This is a genomic window from Cytobacillus pseudoceanisediminis (assembly GCF_023516215.1).
GTDB classification, from domain to species: domain Bacteria; phylum Bacillota; class Bacilli; order Bacillales; family Cytobacillaceae; genus Cytobacillus; species Cytobacillus pseudoceanisediminis.
The window spans coordinates 3,180,432-3,197,511 of sequence record NZ_CP097349.1 but is presented as its reverse complement, the minus strand read 5'-3'; the positions used below and the strand labels follow the sequence as shown (position 1 = coordinate 3,197,511).

Genomic DNA, 17,080 nt, shown 5'->3' with positions numbered 1-17,080 from the left:
AAGAAAGGGGATTTTTACATGAAAGCTACTACAGTGATCAGGCTGCTTCATTTGGTCATTCCTTGGCTGACCATATTTTTTCTGCCTAAAAAGTCCTTCAATAAATTTTCCACCGTCTCGGTTTTTGCCGGAATTTTAGTGTTCATTATGAGCATCCTGGCCATTCCTTTTAAATGGTGGACAGTGGAGGGAGGACACTTCAAGAAATTGCTCAATGATTTAACCTTCATACTGGGCCCGTTTTTTATCGGGACCTTATGGATTTTTCATTTTACCTTCGGAAACTTTAAGCGTTATCTGGCTGTCAACGCTATCATGGATTTTCTATTCGCCTATCCGCTTAATTATTTGTATGAAAAATTTAACTTATATAAGCTGGTCAAATTTAAGCCCATCTATATTTTCCTGTTCTTCACCACCTACGCATGGATTATTTATGGATACCAGGAATTTTTTCATCGGAACCACAGATAAGAAAAAAGCCGCTCCATCATGGAACGGCTTTTCTCGTTAGCATTCTCCATTATGACACTCGACCCCGATCACACGGAAGCCATTTGCATCCAGTTCTTTCTTGATTTTATCCAAGGTTTCTTCTGTCGTATCCTTCGGCAATGTAAAAAGGATACGGCGGATCAGGCTGACATGGAAGTTGGATGAGTCCAGTGAAATGACTCCCTGTATATCGCTATATTTACTGATGATGCTGCTTATCTTTTTCAGTGTTCCCTGTGTGCCATAGCTTCCCACAGTCAGGGTATAGCTTCCGCGGTTCAGTCCCCACGCTTCCTCCAGCAGTTCCAGTACGGCCGCATGTGTCAGCAAACCGACAAACTGCCCATTTTCATTTTCAACCGGCAGATAAGGATATCTCTTCAGCGTGAAAAAGGCTTTCATGAAAGAGTCATCCTCATCAATTACGGTCTGCTGGTCTTTAGCCAGAGCCGTAATGGGTTCATCCAAAGAATGATTCTCCTTATATTCTAAAATATCAACCTTATAGATGTTGCCGGCAAACTTTGTATGTGTGGCATCCAGAATAGGGACACAGCGGTAACCAGTTTCGTTTAGAAACTGCAGCGCCTGTTCCAAATTAAAGGTTTCATCACAAAACCGGACATCTCTTTTCTCTACCATCTGATGGCGAATCAGCATTCCAGCATCCTCCTTTACCCCTAACCTTCTCTATTCTATGCCGGTGCCTTTTTGGCAATGATAAGAAATTAAGTGAATCCCCCTGCGAAAACTTGTAAAATAAGAAAAAGCCATCATCAGGAAAGGTGCTGAAAAGAACGTGGAAAGCATTACAGTTGTGTCGCTGCTGGATGTGATTGGAGAACTGTTTTCCGATGAGATTTCCATAGCGGTTTCCAATACAAGTGAATATATTTATTACCGGCCGAGCAAGCGCATCGATTTGAAAATCAGGCCGGGTGACAGGGTGAAGGAAGGAACCATCGCCTATAAGGCTTTAGGGACACAGCAAAGAGTGTCGGAGTTTATTGATCGCGATGTATTCGGTGTTCCGTACCACGGCATGGCGGTTCCATTTTTGCATGAAGGAAAGCTTGAAGGCTGCGTAACCGCTATTTTTCCGGCTTTGACGGACGGCAAATCGGTTGTGACAATGAAAACGAATGATGGCTGGATTCCGATTCCTTTTTCCGAGGTTGTCTACCTTGAGGCAAAGGATAAGAAGACCTATGTACATACTGGCGGCAATTCAGGCACCCATAAATACTCGCTTCAGGATTTTGAGTATTCGCTGCCGAAGGACAGTTTTATCCGCTGTCACCGCTCCTACATTGTAAATGTCAATCATATCAAGGAAATCTTTCCTGACACGCATTCCACCTTTCTCCTCGTCATGAAAAATGGGGACCGGGTGCCTGTCAGCCAGTCTTACTCCAGCTATTTCCGGAAATTGCTTGGTTTTTAGAAAATTCTTTCTGTTTCAGCTTTATAATTTGCTGTTTTATCCGAATTTTCCGTAAGATTATCGGAAAAGTCCTGGCTCCCTCTTTATCCGGGTAAAATGATTATATATATCATGGCAAAGGGGAGGAGCAACATGGAGAAAAATTTAGATCGGATTCGCGACAGCCGCCTGCATGACCGGGTAGTTACACCTGAAGAAGCAGCATCCTGGATTCAGGATGGTATGACTCTGGGGCTAAGCGGCTTTACACGTGCGGGCGATGTGAAAGCGGTGCCATTCGCGCTGGCTGACCGTGCCAGGCATGAGAGTTTTAAAGTGAATGTGTATACTGGGGCTTCTTTGGGATCTGATGTGGATAAGCTTTTTGCGGAAGCAGGAATTTTGGGAAAAAGGCTGCCATTTCAGGCCGATCCGACCATGAGAAAAGGGATTAACCAGGGGGATTTCTTATTTATCGATCAGCATTTGTCCCACACGGCAGAGCTTGTGCGCGCGAAGGTCTTGGATCCTATTGATTTCGCTATTTTGGAAGCGGTTTCTATTGCGGAGGATGGGCTGATCATTCCGTCTACTTCAATAGGAAACTCGTTATCTTTCGCTGAAAATGCCAGACATATCATCATTGAAATCAATCTTGCCCAATCCACGCAGCTGGAAGGCCTGCATGATTTATATGAACCTGGCAGGCAGGGGGAACGGAATCCGATTCCGCTGACGAAAGCCGGCGACCGGATCGGCATTCCGGGAATTAAAGTGGATTTGGATAAGGTGAGGGGTATCGTATTCACGAATCAGCAGGACTCTCCGTCGACGATCGTGCCGCCGGATGAAGAAACTGCCATCATGGCACAGCATCTGCTTCGATTTCTCCGCGGGGAAATTGAAGCAGGCAGGCTGGCAAATAGCCTGGCACCGCTGCAGTCGGGTATTGGGTCCGTAGCGAATGCCGTGCTTCATGGAATGCTCGACTCTGAGTTTGAGAATCTGGAAGTCTATTCAGAAGTGCTGCAGGATGCGGTATTTGATTTGATGGATGCCGGAAAAGTGGACTTCGCGTCCTGCTGTTCTATCACTCTATCAGATGAAAAAATGAAACAGGTTTTCAAGAACTTTGACCGATACAGGGACCGTTTAATCATGCGTCCGCAGGAGATATCCAACCATCCTGAAATCATCCGCCGCCTCGGCTTGATTTCGATCAATACAGCATTGGAGCTTGATATCTATGGAAATGTGAACTCCACCCATGTGCTTGGAACGAAAATGATGAACGGCATCGGCGGATCCGGTGATTTTGCCAGAAATGCGCGCCTTGCGATCTTCGTGACAAAATCAATTGCCAAAGACGGCAAGATTTCAAGCATCGTCCCATTCGTTTCCCATGTCGACCACACTGAGCATGATGTCGATGTCATTGTGACAGAACAAGGCTATGCAGACCTGCGAGGGCTGGCTCCAAGGCAGCGCGTCGAACTGATCATCGAGAATTGCGCACACCCTCTGTACCGCGACCAGCTTCGCGAATATTACCGGGAAGCCCTCACAAGAGGGGGACAGACTCCGCACGTACTGGAAAAAGCCCTTTCCTGGCACACAGACTTCACCAGGAATGGAACCATGCTAAAAGAAACAGCAGCAGCTGCTCCTCAGTGGAGCTTCTGCTAAAGCAGGCAGTGCCAGGCACCCATACCGCTTCATTCAGCTGGTATAGGTGCCTGGCACTTTTAATGTTACAATGATAGCTATACTAACAAAATGATTGGGTGGAAATATGAGTAAAGCTATCAAATTAATTGCAGCTTTTAAATATAAGAATGAGTTTAAGGATGGCTATCCCCTGGTAACGGAGGAATCGGTGCAGCGGATTCCTAAGGGGATTGAAGAGGGTGCGGTCATTGAACTGACTGATGAGAGCGGGCGGTTTATCGGCAAAGGGTATTATGGAAAGCAGAATAAAGGCAGAGGCTGGATTCTCTCGCGTAATCCTCAGGAAACCTTCGACGAAGCGTTTTTTGCAAATAAATTTAAAGAAGCTTTAAAAAAGCGGGAAGCTCTATTCCATGACCCAGAAACAACCGCTTTTCGGGTTTTCAATGGAGAAGGAGATGGAATCGGAGGCATCACGATTGATTATTACGATGGCTTTTACGTGATCAGCTGGTACAGTGAAGGGGTTTACAGCTTCAGAAATACAGTAATTCAGGCATTGATGAACAGTGCTGATGTCAAAGGCCTGTATGAAAAGAAACGGTTTGCTGTAAAAGGCACCTATATAGAGGATGATGATTTCGCAGCAGGGGAACGGGCATCTTTTCCGCTGATGGTGAAGGAGAATGGAATCAGCTTTCCCATTTATCTCAATGATGGCGCCATGGTAGGTGTATTTCTTGATCAGAGGCATGTCCGGAAGACAATCAGGGATAAGTATGCTAAAGGAAAAACGGTACTGAACACGTTCTCTTATACGGGCGCTTTTTCAGCGGCAGCCGCATTAGGGGGAGCAGTGAAAACAACCAGTGTCGACCTTGCCAACCGCAGCAAAAGCAAAACCATCGAAATGTTCAGCGTCAATGGCATTGATTTTGAGGCACAGGATATTATTGTGGAAGATGTGTTCAACTACTTCAAATACGCCGTTCGGAAGCAGCTGAAATTTGATATGGTCATCCTTGACCCTCCAAGCTTTGCCCGTTCCAAAAAGCATACATTCAGCGCCAGAAAAGATTACCCGGAACTGCTCGCACAGGCCATTCAAATCACAGAAAAGAATGGAATCATTGTGGCATCATCAAACTGCAGCACATTCAACATGAAAAAATTCAAAGACTTTATCAAAAAAGCATTCGCACAAACAGGGGACCGCTACAAAATCCTTGAGGAATTCACCCTTCCTGAAGACTTCCGCACCATTAAGGAATTCAAAGAAGGAGACTATCTTAAAGTAGCATTCATACAGAAGCTGTAAATAAAAGAATGACAGGCACCTATACCAATTGGTATAGGTGCCTGTCACCTTTTATTGATATTTAGCCCGCAGTTCCTTCATCTCTTCTACAAGTTTCTTCCCGATTTCCTGTGAAAAGTCTTCATAGACAGGATCCAGCTTAGACTGCCATTTCTGTTTTTCTTCAGATGTAAGCTCATGAATTTGAATGGAGGAATTCTGCCTGATTTTTTCAAGCAGTTCTTCGTTCATTTCAAAAGCCATCCGGCTGTTCCAGGCGGTTGTTTCTTCCATTGCCTCGAGCAGAATCTTCTTTGTTTCCTCTGTCTGCTCATTCCAGACCTTCTCGCTCATCATCACTGCATATCCAAGATAGCCATGATTGCTGATTGTCATATGCTTTTGCAGGTTATAAAATTTCTTTGAGTAGATGTTGGAAATGGTGTTTTCTTCACCATCCACATCGCCTTCTTCCAGGAGTTTATAAGTGGAATTGAATGAATCCTGAACTGCCTTTGCCTTCAGGCGGCTGAATTGGGCAGATATCACATCACTTTGCATAATCCGGAAGGATTGCCCTTTCAGATCCCCTGGTTTTTGGATGGGACCCTGATTTGAAGTGATCTGCTTAAATCCATTTGGCCAGTGGGCGAGCCCTTTAATGCCGTCCCCCTGCAGGGATCTCAGCAGCTGCTCGCCGATTTTCCCGTTCAGGCCTTTCAAAGCAGCTTCACGCGAAGGGAACGCAAAAGGCAGATCCAGCACTCCCCATTGCGGTGAAAGCATGCCAAGCTTGGATGTGGAGGGGGCAATAAAGTGAACCTGTCCTTCTTTAAGAGCATTAATTTCTTCAATATCGGAATAGAGACTGCCGTTTGGAAACACTTCTATTTTAATATGGCCATTCGACTTTTCGGCGACAAGCTCTGCAAACTTTTGGGCTGCAAGGCCCTTCGGGGTATTTTCAGCCACCACATGGCTGAACTTGAAGACAATTTGATCCTTGAGCCCTTCCTGGTCATCATCGTAGGGAACCGCATCCCTTGGAAAAAAGCTTTGATAGCCAAAGAAGGCAGCCAGCAGCAAAACCATACCGGCAAGGAGAATATAGCCTGTGGCGCTTTTCATTTGAATCCTCCTTTTTAAAACTATTAATGTTATCATACTTACAAGAATTCTATCCGTAAAGACAGAAGGGAGGGTCCCTTGTGAATCAGATGCCCATCCGCTGGAAGATTACCATCCTGTCTTATGCAGTCGTTATTTTTTCTTTATTGATTGGCGGAATGGTGGTTATTGCAAACATCCAGGAGCAGGAAGAAAAAGAGCTGAGGATACGCTCGATGAATACAGCCAGAACGGTGGCAGAGCTGTCAGATGTAAAAAAGGAATCCTCCAGCCGCAGGGCTGGAAGACGGTTAATAAAGTCACAGAGGAAATCCGGATCATTAATGAAACAGACTATATCGTAATCATGAATATGGAGCGTATCCGCTATTCCCATCCGGTCAGGGAACTGATCGGCCAGCCATCTGCAGGTGAGGATGAGAAACCGGCTTTTGCCGAACATATTTATTTTTCCAAGGCAGAGGGAGACGTCGGTACCTTTATCCGCGCATTCATCCCGATTAAAGATGAAAGCCTCAATCAAATCGGTGTGGTCGTTGTCGGCAATAAGATCCCTTCGATTACGGAAATTATCGCTGATCTGGCCGGCGAAATCAGCATTATTGTCCTGCTGACGCTCATATTTGGACTGATCGGTTCTTTGATGCTTGCCAATCATATTAAAAAGCAGATGTTCCAGCTGGAGCCCCATGAAATCAAACGGATGCTGGAGGAAAGGACAGCCACCTTTCATTCGATCAATGAAGGCGTAATCGCGATCGATAACCAGGAAAACATTACGATTTTCAATGAAAAGGCAAAGAAAATTTTTAACGTAACTGGCGATGTCGCCGGCAAAAAAATCAGATCTGTTTTAAAAGACACCAGGCTCCCTGAAATAGTGGAGCGCAGCCGTGCAGTTTATAATGAACAAATCATTGTAAGCGGCAAGGTCATCTTAAGCACCAGAATTCCCATCCGGAAAGACAGCGAAATGATCGGAGCGGTAGCTATTTTCCAGGACCGCACGGAAGTCACGAAGCTAGCCGAAGAGCTGACCGGTGTAAAAAGCTTTGTTGAGGCGCTGAGAGTGCAGAACCATGAACATATGAACAAGCTTCACACCATTGCCGGATTGATTCAGCTCGGGAAAGCAGACAAAGCTTTAAAGCTGACGTTCGATGCGTCTGAAGAGCAGGAAAACCTCTCGAATTTCCTCAGCGATAAAATCAGGAACGATGCCATTGCAGGCCTATTATTAAGCAAAGTGCGGCGCGGAAAGGAATTGGGCATCACAGTGGTCATCGACCCAAACAGCAATCTGGAGGAGTTTCCAAGCCGCCTGGACCACCATGACTTTGTTTTGCTGCTGGGCAATCTGATTGAAAATGCGTTTGGGGCTTTTGAGCATAGTGAACGTGAAGATCGAAAAATAGATATCAGTATTGAGCAGACTGATGAGATTTGTGCGGTGCTGGTGGAAGATAACGGCAGCGGGATAGAGGAAGCGATTTTGCCGAAGCTATATGAAAAAGGATTTACTGCCAATAAATCAGGCGGGACAGGCTATGGGCTTTACCTTGTCAAACAAATTACAGAAAAAGGCGGAGGAGCGATCGAGGTTTCAACAGGCCGGGATGAAGGAGCTTCCTTTACGATCACTTTTCCAATGGAAGCGGAGGGAGAGGCATATGGCGGTTAAAGAAGAAATCAATGTGCTGCTGATTGAAGATGACCCAATGGTCCAGGAAGTGAATAGAGAATTCATTGCAAGTGTGGAAGGATTCACGATCATTGCGGCAGCCGGAAATGGTGAGGAAGGAATCAGCCTTGCGAAAAAACTGAAGCCTGACCTGGTTATTTTGGATATTTTTATGCCGAAAAAAGATGGCATTCAAACCCTTCAGGAATTTAGAAAGCAGCACCTCGATTCTGATGTCATCGTCGTTTCCGCTGCAAAGGATAAGGAAACCATCAAGCTGATGCTTCAAAATGGCGCAAGAGATTATATCATTAAACCTTTTAAGCTGAACAGAATTCAGCAGGCTCTTGAAAAATACCGCCATTACAGAGAGAGCCTGAAGGAATCAGGCACACTGTCACAGGAGCAGCTGGATGCCCTGATTTATGCAAAGCAGGCGAAGAAAGAAGCAAACAGTCTGCCAAAAGGGCTGAATGAATTCACCTTAAATGAAATTACTGCATTTATGCAGCAGCAGACCGAACCCCGCTCTGCCGAAGAAGTTGCCAACGGCATCGGCATTGCCAGAGTAACCGCCCGCCGCTATCTTGATTACCTTGAAAAAAGCGGAGCAATCCGGCTGGATGTGCAGTACGGAGGAGTGGGCAGGCCTGTCAATCGGTATGTCATAGTTTAGTTATTATATTTCGAGACCAAAATGAACAAAACATCCGTTATGACCATAAACTTCTCGCTTTTATCTGAAAACGCTATCATTCCTAATAGAATGAATAGTTAGAAAAAAGGAGATGAGATCAAAGTGAAGAAGCAGCGGATTTATAAAAATTTAACCTTTCAGGTGTTAACGGCTATTTTTATCGGTGTTATGGTCGGACTGATTTGGCCGGAAGTCGGAAAAGAGATGAAGCCGGTAGGCGATACCTTCATCAACGCAGTTAAAATGGTCATCGCCCCGATTATTTTCCTGACTATCGTCCTTGGAATCGCCAAAATGGGTGATATGAAAAAAGTCGGCAAGGTTGGCGGCAAAGCGTTTATCTATTTTGAGGTTGTTACTACACTTGCTTTAATGATCGGTCTGATCGTCGTTAATGTCATTAAACCAGGTGCAGGCCTGAACTTTAATGAATTGGAAAAAGGAGATGTTTCACAGTATACAGCCAATGGCGGAGAGGGCATCAATTGGATTGAGTTTGTAACACATATTGTTCCTTCCAACATGGTGGATGCCTTTGCAAAAGGGGATATCCTGCAGGTTTTATTCTTCTCTATTTTATTTGGTGTCGGTTTGGCTGCTCTTGGTGAAAAGGGCAAAATCGTCATTGAATTTTTGGATAAGCTATCATTGGTCTTCTTTAAAATCATCGGCTATGTAATGAAGGCAGCCCCGCTTGGAGCATTTGGAGCCATGGCCTATACAATCGGGCATTTCGGACTGGCATCACTTGTTCCGCTTGGCAAACTGATGATTTCTGTGTACGTGACGATGTTCTTATTTATCTTTGTTGTTTTAAATATTATCTGCAAAATGTACGGATTCAGCTTATGGAATTATTTGAAGTTCATCAAAGATGAAATTTTAATCGTATTAGGCACAAGTTCATCAGAATCAGTGCTTCCGAGAATGATGGATAAAATGGAGCGCATCGGCTGCTCCAAATCGGTTGTGGGTCTGGTCATTCCAACAGGGTACTCCTTTAACCTGGACGGTACATCCATTTACCTGTCCATGGCAGTTGTCTTCCTTGCACAAGTGTTCGGAGTGGATCTGACAATCGGCCAGCAGGTTACCATTCTATTAGTACTCATGCTGACTTCAAAAGGTGCCGCGGGAGTAACTGGCAGCGGATTTATTGTATTGGCATCGACGCTTGCCGCCCTGCAGGTTATTCCTCTTGAAGGATTGGCGCTTCTTCTTGGTGTAGATCGCTTCATGAGTGAAGGAAGAGCAATAGTGAACCTGATCGGAAACGGAATCGCAACGATGGTTGTAGCAAAGAGCGAAAATGAATTTGATGAAAATAAGGCTAAAAAAGCCATTAGTGAAATGAAATTAATGAAGCAGGAACAGCAAAAACAGGCAGTATAAAAGGTAAAGGCCATTTCCAACAAGGAAATGGCTTTATTCATTGTCGAAAACATTCCTAAGCTGACGACATTTCCTGCACCTATTTCCCGGGAAAAAATCAAGTATAAGAAGGGTTGTCTGCCTTTTCAATCAAACGTTTGATTGAAAAGTAAATTGTTGAATTACCGCGAAAAACAGACAAAATTTAGAAAGTTATAAAAATTATATGATATGATTATTCTTAAAAAAGTGATAGGCGCCTATACCACTTAAGCTAACTGGTATAGGTGCCTGTCACCCGAAAGAAGGTTCACATCGTGAAGCGCCTTAAGGTTCATTATGCGTGGATTATTTTAATATTGACGTTCTTGGCGTTGCTGGCTGCACAGGGTGTACGTTTGTCGTTCGGGGCGTTCATGGCGCCATGGGAGCATGAGTTTTCTGCGAATCGCAGTGTCATATCCTTCATTGCCTTCGTCAGCTATATTGTTTTTGCCATTTCACAGCCGTATGTTGGCAGGCTGATTGACAAATATGGCATCCGCTATATTCTATCCTGCAGCATTTTGGTGATCGGTTTTTCAACACTTCTCACCTTTTTCACCACTAATGCCGTCCAGCTGATTATCATCTATGGTGTAATCGCCTCGGTTGGTTTTGGAGGTGCATCCAATGTTGCGGGAACGATGGCGGTGGCGACCTGGTTTGCCGATAAAAAGGGTATGGCCATGGGACTGATGTCTGCAGGCACTGCAGCAGGACAGCTTATTCTTGTCCCGCTGTCCTTATTCCTAATTGACCAGCTCGGGTGGAAGACAACTGTGCTCGTGCTCGGCTGCTTTTTGATTGTATTCATTTTTCCGCTTCTTCTGCTCTTTATCCGTTCGAACCCGGCTGATCTCCATATCGAGGCTTATGGAGCGAGGGTGAGTGATAATGAGAAGGGAAGGCAAAAGGAAGCACCAAAAGGAACGCTATCTATATTCCAGCTCTTAAAGCGAAAAGAATTCCTGTTTCTCATGCTCCCGTTTTTCGTGTGCGGCGTCACCACTACAGGCCTGATGGATACCCATCTTATTCCCTTTGCCCAGTATTGCGGATTTACGCCTGGCGTTACCGGAGCCGCTGTCAGTCTGCTGGCCGGCTTCAACATTCTCGGCACAGTCGTATCCGGGTTTCTTGCAGATAGGTGGAATTGCAGAAGGATCCTTGCCTTTCTCTACGGAGTACGGGCCCTGACCATTGTTCTTCTGCTCATCATCGTAAATGATGCTTCCCTGTTTGGCTTTTTCGTCACTCAATCCCATTTGTTGATTCTGTTTGCCATCAGCTTTGGGATTGTCAATTTTGCCACTGTCGCACCGACCATGAAACTGGCTGCGGAATATTTCAGGCATCTGTCCGCCGGAGCGGTGATTGGCTGGATTTATTTGAGCCATCAGCTGGGTTCTGCTCTTGGTTCCTTCGTCCCTGGTGTCATATTTGATCTGACAGGGAGCTATGACAGTTCTTTCATTGCATCCATCATTCTTCTTGTTCTGGCATCCGCCTTAAGCATAATGCTTCCGAGACCAGGAGCAGACTATCAGTATGCGAACAGCAGGGAATTAGCGGAAAATCGTTAGGAGCTTAAAATCGACACTTTATTTCTCATCGGTTAAAATATTAATATTGAAATAACAGTTCGGTTAGGGGAGACAGGCATGCATCGTAATCATGATCTATATCAATTTTTCCTTGAAAAAACCTGGGACTTAACAGAAGAATGGTATAAAAATGTGGACAAAGAAGAGAGCGGCGGGATATATACATCAGAAGATCCCGCTGTGATTGAACGAGTAAAGAAGCAAAATTACGAATTCCACAAGCAGTTCTCCGAAGTCTTCCATAAAGAAGAAGAAGCTTTCTTTCGTGAGCTGGAAAGCTGGATTGTCAAAGTGGCGCAGGATGATGAACACCTCCGTACGCCTCTGGAGATGATCCTGCAGGAGTTCTTTAACACCCAGGAACAGTATTTGAACCTGCTTGAGCAGTTTGTTGAAATCAGCCAGGGTCAATATGATGAAAAACAAATTGCCTTATGGCGCAGGATGATCATTAGAACCATCGGTGAGGTGGTTACCTGGTTCACGGAGGAGTATAATAACCATTCCCAGAAGAGGCTGCAGGCACAGCAGGCTTTAATCCTTGAACTAAGTTCCCCGGTCATTTCCCTGACAGAAGATATCGCACTTCTTCCTCTTGTCGGGGATATTGATACAGCACGAGCGAAAATCATGCTTGAAAATACACTTCAGCAGTGCAATAAAATAGGTGTCAGCCAGCTGTTCCTTGACCTTTCAGGCGTAGTCATGATTGATACTATGGTAGCCCATCAGCTTTTCCAGCTGATAGAAGCGCTAAGCCTGATCGGCGTAAAGACGACAATCTCCGGCTTAAGACCGGAAATTGCCCAGACTGCAGTACAGCTCGGTTTGACATTTGATCATGTCAGCATCAAATCCACACTATCCAGTGCCATTAAATCAGCAAACATAATAGCAGGGTAATAAAAAACACGATGAAGGATGCCTTCATCGTGTTTTTGCGTCTATTCCAATCCTTTAATGGTCATTTCCTTCACAGGCAGGAATGCCTCACCTGTATCCAGATAGTTCACGTCCACCTGATCGCCTTCCTTCAGATAAATGGCCATCGGCACGGTTTCAGATGAAACCACATAGCTCTGGCGGTTATCCAGGAGGAATGATACGACGGTGAATTCGCCGGATTTCTCATTGTACACCCGCAGTACAGTGCCGCTCACCTGTTTCTCCTCTGCTTTTGAGCTTCCGTCTACCGTGCCTCCGCCTCGCTGCAATGCGGTTTTATATAAACGCAATGCTTCATTTGGCGTTGTCCCGTAAGCAGATATTTCCGGATTGGCAGCTGATACAATAAAGTAGTTCTGCAGGAATCCGTTGGCATCAAGCACAGGCGTCAGCCAGCTCGCTTCCCCGTAGAAGTTATACAGAACAGGCATTTCACCGCTCCATTTTTTCTCGATGAATTTCTTCTCGATAATCTGGAGGGCACCCTGCGAATCCATATAAGATTCCTCAAGATTACCTGTAAAGAAGGTCGCTTCGCCCGTCCTTGAATTTGTCAGAGAATAGCCAAGCATCGAATCGACGCCTTCTTTGGGACTTGTAAAATCTGTGAAGTAATACATGTCGCCATTTTCATCAAAAATCGGACTCACATTGGCTTCTGTTCCTTCATCCGATGGAAGCCTAACATCTGACTTTCCGAATTTGCTGTTCCAGAAGCCGTGGACATAATTCCCGAAATAGCTGTTCTGCAGACTGACAGTTTCAGGGGAAACAGCTCCATCCACAAAGGCCGGCACATCCGCAAGTTTATAGGACTCCGTCTGTCCGTTCAGCGGGTCAACCATGACCACCCCTTGAACATCAAAGCCATTTCTCGCCGAAATAAACTCTCCATATGAACGGATATAAAACGGCTTTCCGTCGTCATCCACCTCCAGCTGCACATCTCCGTAAAAAATGGCCTGCGGATACTGCATCCGAATATGGCGCTCAATATTTTTATTAAAATAAGAGGATGGTGTATACACCATATCACTTTTCACAAACTTTGGATTGGCAGAGGAGTCAGTTGCGCTGATTGTAAAATAGCCAGGTGTTTTATCTCCATTCCACCATTTGAAAAAGCCCGAAAACTCTACAGGCGCTATATAAACATATTCTCCATTGACTTTCTGGATCTGCAGGCTGCCAAGCTCATAATAGCTCGTATTCGGAACCTGCCCGAAAGCCTTCTTCATCTTATTGCGTGCAAACTGCGGCGGCACGCTTGCCGGTGTTTCTTTTTCATCAAACGTCTCAATCTCCGTTTTTTCATTCATTTTGGCACTTTCATATTTATCATCTGCGTTGAATAGAAAAGCTGTCAGAAAGAAAATCCCTGCAATCAGACTGACGGCAAACACACCTGTTTTTATCATTCGTTCCCTGCCTGTCGCAAGAACAGCTCCAATTAATGAAGCGATAACCGCAAGCAGCCATAAGCTGGTCAAGTTCCGGTCCAGATTGGTGAAATAATACACGGCAAAAACAAGCAGCACAGATACAGCGGCGGTGCCGGCCATAATTCCGGTCCCCAGTTTCCTGCCTTCCTTTTCCTTTTCCTTTTCCTTTGCCTTCGGTTTATAGCTGAACGGAATCAGCAGGATAGCAACCGCCAGTCCGGCAATCAGTGAAAAAATAAAAATATTTCCCATAAGAATCTCTCCTAAAGTAAGTTCTTTACTATTTAATACGGACGGCAGACAAAAAAGTTTCATATAGAAAAAACTACCACTCCAAGTTACTTGAAGTGTAAAATTACACTATATAAACGGTTGGGAGTGACAAATATATGAAAAAATTACTGCTGATAATAGCAGGCTTGTTAATTCTGGCTTCACCCGTCCTTTTTCTTTATGTATTAAATAATGGCAATCCCATCATGAACAAGTGGATAACCCATGAGGTGAAGAAGCATCTGGATGGAACAGACTATGACGAAAGTGATTTTCAGGAACACAGCTATAGCATACCTAAGATGGACATCAATCATGATTTTTACCATACCCATTATTATGTCATTTTCAAAGATGAACCGAACATAATCTATTACTATGGCAAAAAGAAGTGGTTTGGGGATGTTGTTCAGTTTTGTGAAAAAGAGGACGCTTCCACATATGAGTTTGTAACGGGGAATACGGAACATAGTGAAGAAGTCTGTGTATCGATGCTGGATAACCGTTAAAAGAAAAAGGATTCTTCCTCCTTGAACCAGAATAGGTTTAGCATTACATACTTAAGGAGATTTTTTATGATCAAATATGAATTTGCCTTACCGGATCAGGATCAATTATTTCAGTTATATGAAAATGACGGCTGGAATGAATTTTTGAAGCTGCCGAAAGAAAAACTGCATAAGGCGATGGAGCAGAGCTGGCTGGTGATCAGTGCCTATGATGGAGATTGCCTGATCGGGACAGGGCGCATTATCTCAGACGGAGTGATTAATGCCTATCTTTGCGGATTAATCGTTGATCCAGGTTATCGCAGCCAGGGCATCGGAAAGGAAATGGTGCGCAGGCTGGCAGTGGAGTGCTCGAAGGCACGGCTGCATGTACAATTGATGGCTGAGGAAGAGAAAGCGGGCTATTATGAAAAGCTGGACTTTGAGGTTTTTACCTTAGGCTTGAAGTATAAGTTTTCAGGCTAAAGTTGTAGCCATTTTCAGTCAGAACGGCGATTTAGCATAAAGTTTCCAGCATTAAAATGGGTAATGTAAAGTATGAGAAACGGAGGCAATTCTAATGGAAAAATATATATGCAAAACGTGCGGAACGCAATTTCCGCCTTCGGTCCATCAGCCTGAAAGCTGCCCGATCTGCATGGAAGAGCGCCAGTACGTTGGACCCCGTGGCCAGGAATGGACAACATTACATGAAATGACGGAAAGCCAAATTTATATAAATGAAATACAGAAGGAGGAATCCAATCTTTACAGCATGAAAACAGTGCCGGAGTTTGCCATCGGCCAGACAGCTTATCTTATTCAGCATAACGGTTTTAATCTGATGTGGGACTGTATTACCTATCTCGATGAGCACACGATTGACACCATAAAAGATCTAGGCGGATTAGACGCAATCGCACTGTCCCATCCTCATTACTATTCAGCTCAGGCGGAATGGGCGGAAACATTCAATGTGCCGATCTATATACACGAAGACGACAGGGAATGGGTGATGAGGGACAGTGAACACATTATTTTCTGGAGCGGAGAATCGCTCAAAGTTCAAGATGGCCTGGTCATCCACCGCCTTGGCGGACATTTTAAAGGCGGTGCTGTCCTTCATTGGGAAAATGGGAGCCAGGGCAAAGGCGTTCTGCTCACCGGCGACATCATTCAGGTTGTCGCAGATAGTGGGTGGGTCAGCTTCATGTACAGCTACCCGAATCTCATCCCTCTTCCGGCTGAAACGGTAGAACGAATGGCTGGCAGAATAAAAACGCTATCATTTGACCGGATCTACAACGCGTTTCACAGAGTTATAGAAAAAGAGGCAGACCTTGCAGTGCAGCGGTCAGCTAAACGCTATATAAAAGCAGTCCGGGGCGAGCTTTTTCAAACCTAATATTGGCTCTGTAAATAGATATTTAGTAAAATAAGGTAATAGAATGGGAGGGAACGCGATGTTAAAAAAACCTAAATCCAATGAATATGCACCCTATTATGAGAAATATGTCAGCTCCGTACCGGAAGGGGACCTGCTGCAGATCCTCGATGTGCAAATAAAGGAAACGATGAATCTGGTAAAAGACCTGAATGAAGATCAGGCTCAATTCCGTTATGCTCCGGAAAAATGGACCATTAAAGAAGTTATCGGCCATATCACAGATACCGAACGCATCATGAGCTACCGCCTGCTTTGCATTGGCAGAGGGGAGATGGCCAAGCTGCCTGGCTATGATGATAATGAGTATGTGAAGAATGGGCAATTCAACCGTTTCAGCATCCGGGAACTGGTAGAGCAGCTGTCCTATGTACGCCAAAACACGATTGCTCTACTAAAAAGCATGGATGATGAGTCACTGCTAAGGAGAGGGAATGCAAACGGCACGGAAGTAACCGCCCGGGCCATCGCCTATATTATTGCCGGCCATGAACTTCATCACCGCACCTTCATTAAAGACAGGTATATGGGTGCAGAAGGCTTTGGTGGAACACATTGAATAAGCATGAAATAGTGAGCTGGCTGAAATCCCTTCTGATTGCCTTTGGAATCGCTATGGTGATCAGGGTCTTCCTTTTTTCACCTTACTATGTGGAAGGAGCCTCCATGGATCCGACCCTTCATGACGAGGAAAAAATATTCGTAAATAAATTTGAAGAACTGGACAGAGGCGATATTGTCATCATCAAGGGCGAAGAAAAAAACTATGTTAAAAGATTAATAGGATTCCCCGGCGATGAATTGGAGATGAAAGATGACCATCTGTATATAAATGGCAAGCAGTGGGATGAAGACTATCTCTCAGAAAATCGCAAAGAAGCAGAAGGAATTGTCAACAAACTGACCGGTGACTTCGGCCCTCTAACTGTTCCGGAAGATCACTATTTTGTGATGGGCGACAACCGCCTTGTCAGCCTGGACAGCCGTAATGGACTCGGATACATCGAGAAGGAGCGGATTATCGGCGTCAGCGAATTTGTCTGGTATCCTTTTTCAAACGTAAGAAAAGTAGATTAGCTTCA

General features: G+C 44.8%; 16 protein-coding genes and 1 pseudogene. 14 read left to right on the top strand and 3 right to left on the bottom strand.

Annotation, left to right across the window (positions count from 1 at the left end; translation table 11 throughout):
* Positions 1 to 18: 18 nt before the first annotated feature.
* Positions 19 to 474 (top strand): hypothetical protein, encoded by a 456-nt coding sequence (locus tag M5V91_RS17115; RefSeq protein WP_009335071.1) that lies wholly within the window; start codon positions 19 to 21, stop codon positions 472 to 474.
* A 36-nt stretch (positions 475 to 510) separates the two neighbouring features.
* Here M5V91_RS17115 and cbpA read toward each other — a convergent pair whose 3' ends face one another.
* Entirely contained in the window at positions 511 to 1,155 is a 645-nt protein-coding gene (cbpA, locus tag M5V91_RS17110; RefSeq protein WP_009335070.1) for a cyclic di-AMP binding protein CbpA, read from the bottom strand.
* A gap of 139 nt (positions 1,156 to 1,294) precedes the next feature.
* Here cbpA and M5V91_RS17105 point away from each other — a divergent pair, with 139 nt between their 5' ends.
* The 3 genes from M5V91_RS17105 (at position 1,295) to M5V91_RS17095 (ending at position 4,904) form a co-directional block, all read left to right on the top strand.
* Entirely contained in the window at positions 1,295 to 1,939 is a 645-nt protein-coding gene (locus tag M5V91_RS17105; protein WP_019382644.1) for a LytTR family DNA-binding domain-containing protein, read from the top strand.
* Positions 1,940 to 2,071: 132 nt separating this feature from the next.
* Positions 2,072 to 3,604, top strand: coding sequence for a succinyl-CoA:acetate CoA-transferase ScpC (scpC, locus tag M5V91_RS17100; RefSeq protein WP_251174021.1), 1,533 nt, complete (start codon positions 2,072 to 2,074; stop codon positions 3,602 to 3,604).
* A 106-nt stretch (positions 3,605 to 3,710) separates the two neighbouring features.
* A complete protein-coding gene (locus M5V91_RS17095) occupies positions 3,711 to 4,904 on the top strand; it encodes a class I SAM-dependent rRNA methyltransferase (protein WP_251174020.1) in 1,194 nt (397 codons plus the stop codon).
* Positions 4,905 to 4,955: 51 nt separating this feature from the next.
* Here M5V91_RS17095 and M5V91_RS17090 read toward each other — a convergent pair whose 3' ends face one another.
* Complete coding sequence (locus M5V91_RS17090) at positions 4,956 to 6,011, bottom strand: TRAP transporter substrate-binding protein (protein ID WP_251174019.1); 1,056 nt, start codon at positions 6,009 to 6,011, stop codon at positions 4,956 to 4,958.
* An 89-nt stretch (positions 6,012 to 6,100) separates the two neighbouring features.
* Between M5V91_RS17090 and M5V91_RS17085 the strand changes: the two are divergent.
* From M5V91_RS17085 to M5V91_RS17065, 5 genes and pseudogenes are all read left to right on the top strand, one after another.
* Positions 6,101 to 7,692 (top strand): annotated as a pseudogene (locus M5V91_RS17085) (ATP-binding protein).
* Positions 7,682 to 8,368: a response regulator gene (locus M5V91_RS17080; RefSeq protein WP_009335064.1), complete on the top strand. Its 687-nt coding sequence runs from the start codon at positions 7,682 to 7,684 to the stop codon at positions 8,366 to 8,368. Before M5V91_RS17085 ends, M5V91_RS17080 begins: the two are co-directional and overlap by 11 nt.
* Before the next feature lie 189 nt (positions 8,369 to 8,557).
* Entirely contained in the window at positions 8,558 to 9,781 is a 1,224-nt protein-coding gene (gene dctP / locus M5V91_RS17075) for a C4-dicarboxylate transporter DctP (protein WP_232292531.1), read from the top strand.
* A 296-nt stretch (positions 9,782 to 10,077) separates the two neighbouring features.
* Complete coding sequence (locus M5V91_RS17070) at positions 10,078 to 11,385, top strand: MFS transporter (protein ID WP_019382639.1); 1,308 nt, start codon at positions 10,078 to 10,080, stop codon at positions 11,383 to 11,385.
* Between the two features lie 78 nt (positions 11,386 to 11,463).
* Positions 11,464 to 12,309: an STAS domain-containing protein gene (locus M5V91_RS17065; RefSeq protein ID WP_019382638.1), complete on the top strand. Its 846-nt coding sequence runs from the start codon at positions 11,464 to 11,466 to the stop codon at positions 12,307 to 12,309.
* 41 nt (positions 12,310 to 12,350) lie between these two features.
* On the opposite strand, the gene M5V91_RS17060 is transcribed toward M5V91_RS17065, so the two are convergent.
* Complete coding sequence (locus M5V91_RS17060) at positions 12,351 to 14,045, bottom strand: hypothetical protein (protein ID WP_251174018.1); 1,695 nt, start codon at positions 14,043 to 14,045, stop codon at positions 12,351 to 12,353.
* A gap of 137 nt (positions 14,046 to 14,182) precedes the next feature.
* Here M5V91_RS17060 and M5V91_RS17055 point away from each other — a divergent pair, with 137 nt between their 5' ends.
* From M5V91_RS17055 to lepB, 5 genes are all read left to right on the top strand, one after another.
* Positions 14,183 to 14,575, top strand: a complete 393-nt coding sequence (locus M5V91_RS17055) for a DUF3139 domain-containing protein (protein WP_217025808.1) — start codon at positions 14,183 to 14,185, stop codon at positions 14,573 to 14,575.
* A gap of 66 nt (positions 14,576 to 14,641) precedes the next feature.
* On the top strand, positions 14,642 to 15,040 hold the full coding sequence (locus M5V91_RS17050) for a GNAT family N-acetyltransferase (protein ID WP_019382635.1): 399 nt from the start codon (positions 14,642 to 14,644) through the stop codon (positions 15,038 to 15,040).
* Positions 15,041 to 15,134: 94 nt separating this feature from the next.
* Entirely contained in the window at positions 15,135 to 15,959 is an 825-nt protein-coding gene (locus M5V91_RS17045) for an MBL fold metallo-hydrolase (protein ID WP_009335057.1), read from the top strand.
* A gap of 58 nt (positions 15,960 to 16,017) precedes the next feature.
* The gene (locus tag M5V91_RS17040) at positions 16,018 to 16,557 is read left to right on the top strand and encodes a DinB family protein (protein WP_019382633.1); all 540 of its coding nucleotides are present in this window, start codon (positions 16,018 to 16,020) and stop codon (positions 16,555 to 16,557) included.
* Positions 16,554 to 17,075 carry a signal peptidase I gene (gene lepB / locus M5V91_RS17035; protein ID WP_284521363.1) on the top strand — a complete coding sequence of 174 codons (522 nt, stop codon included), beginning with the start codon at positions 16,554 to 16,556 and terminating at the stop codon, positions 17,073 to 17,075. The genes M5V91_RS17040 and lepB overlap by 4 nt, the downstream gene beginning before the upstream one ends.
* Positions 17,076 to 17,080 lie beyond the last annotated feature (5 nt).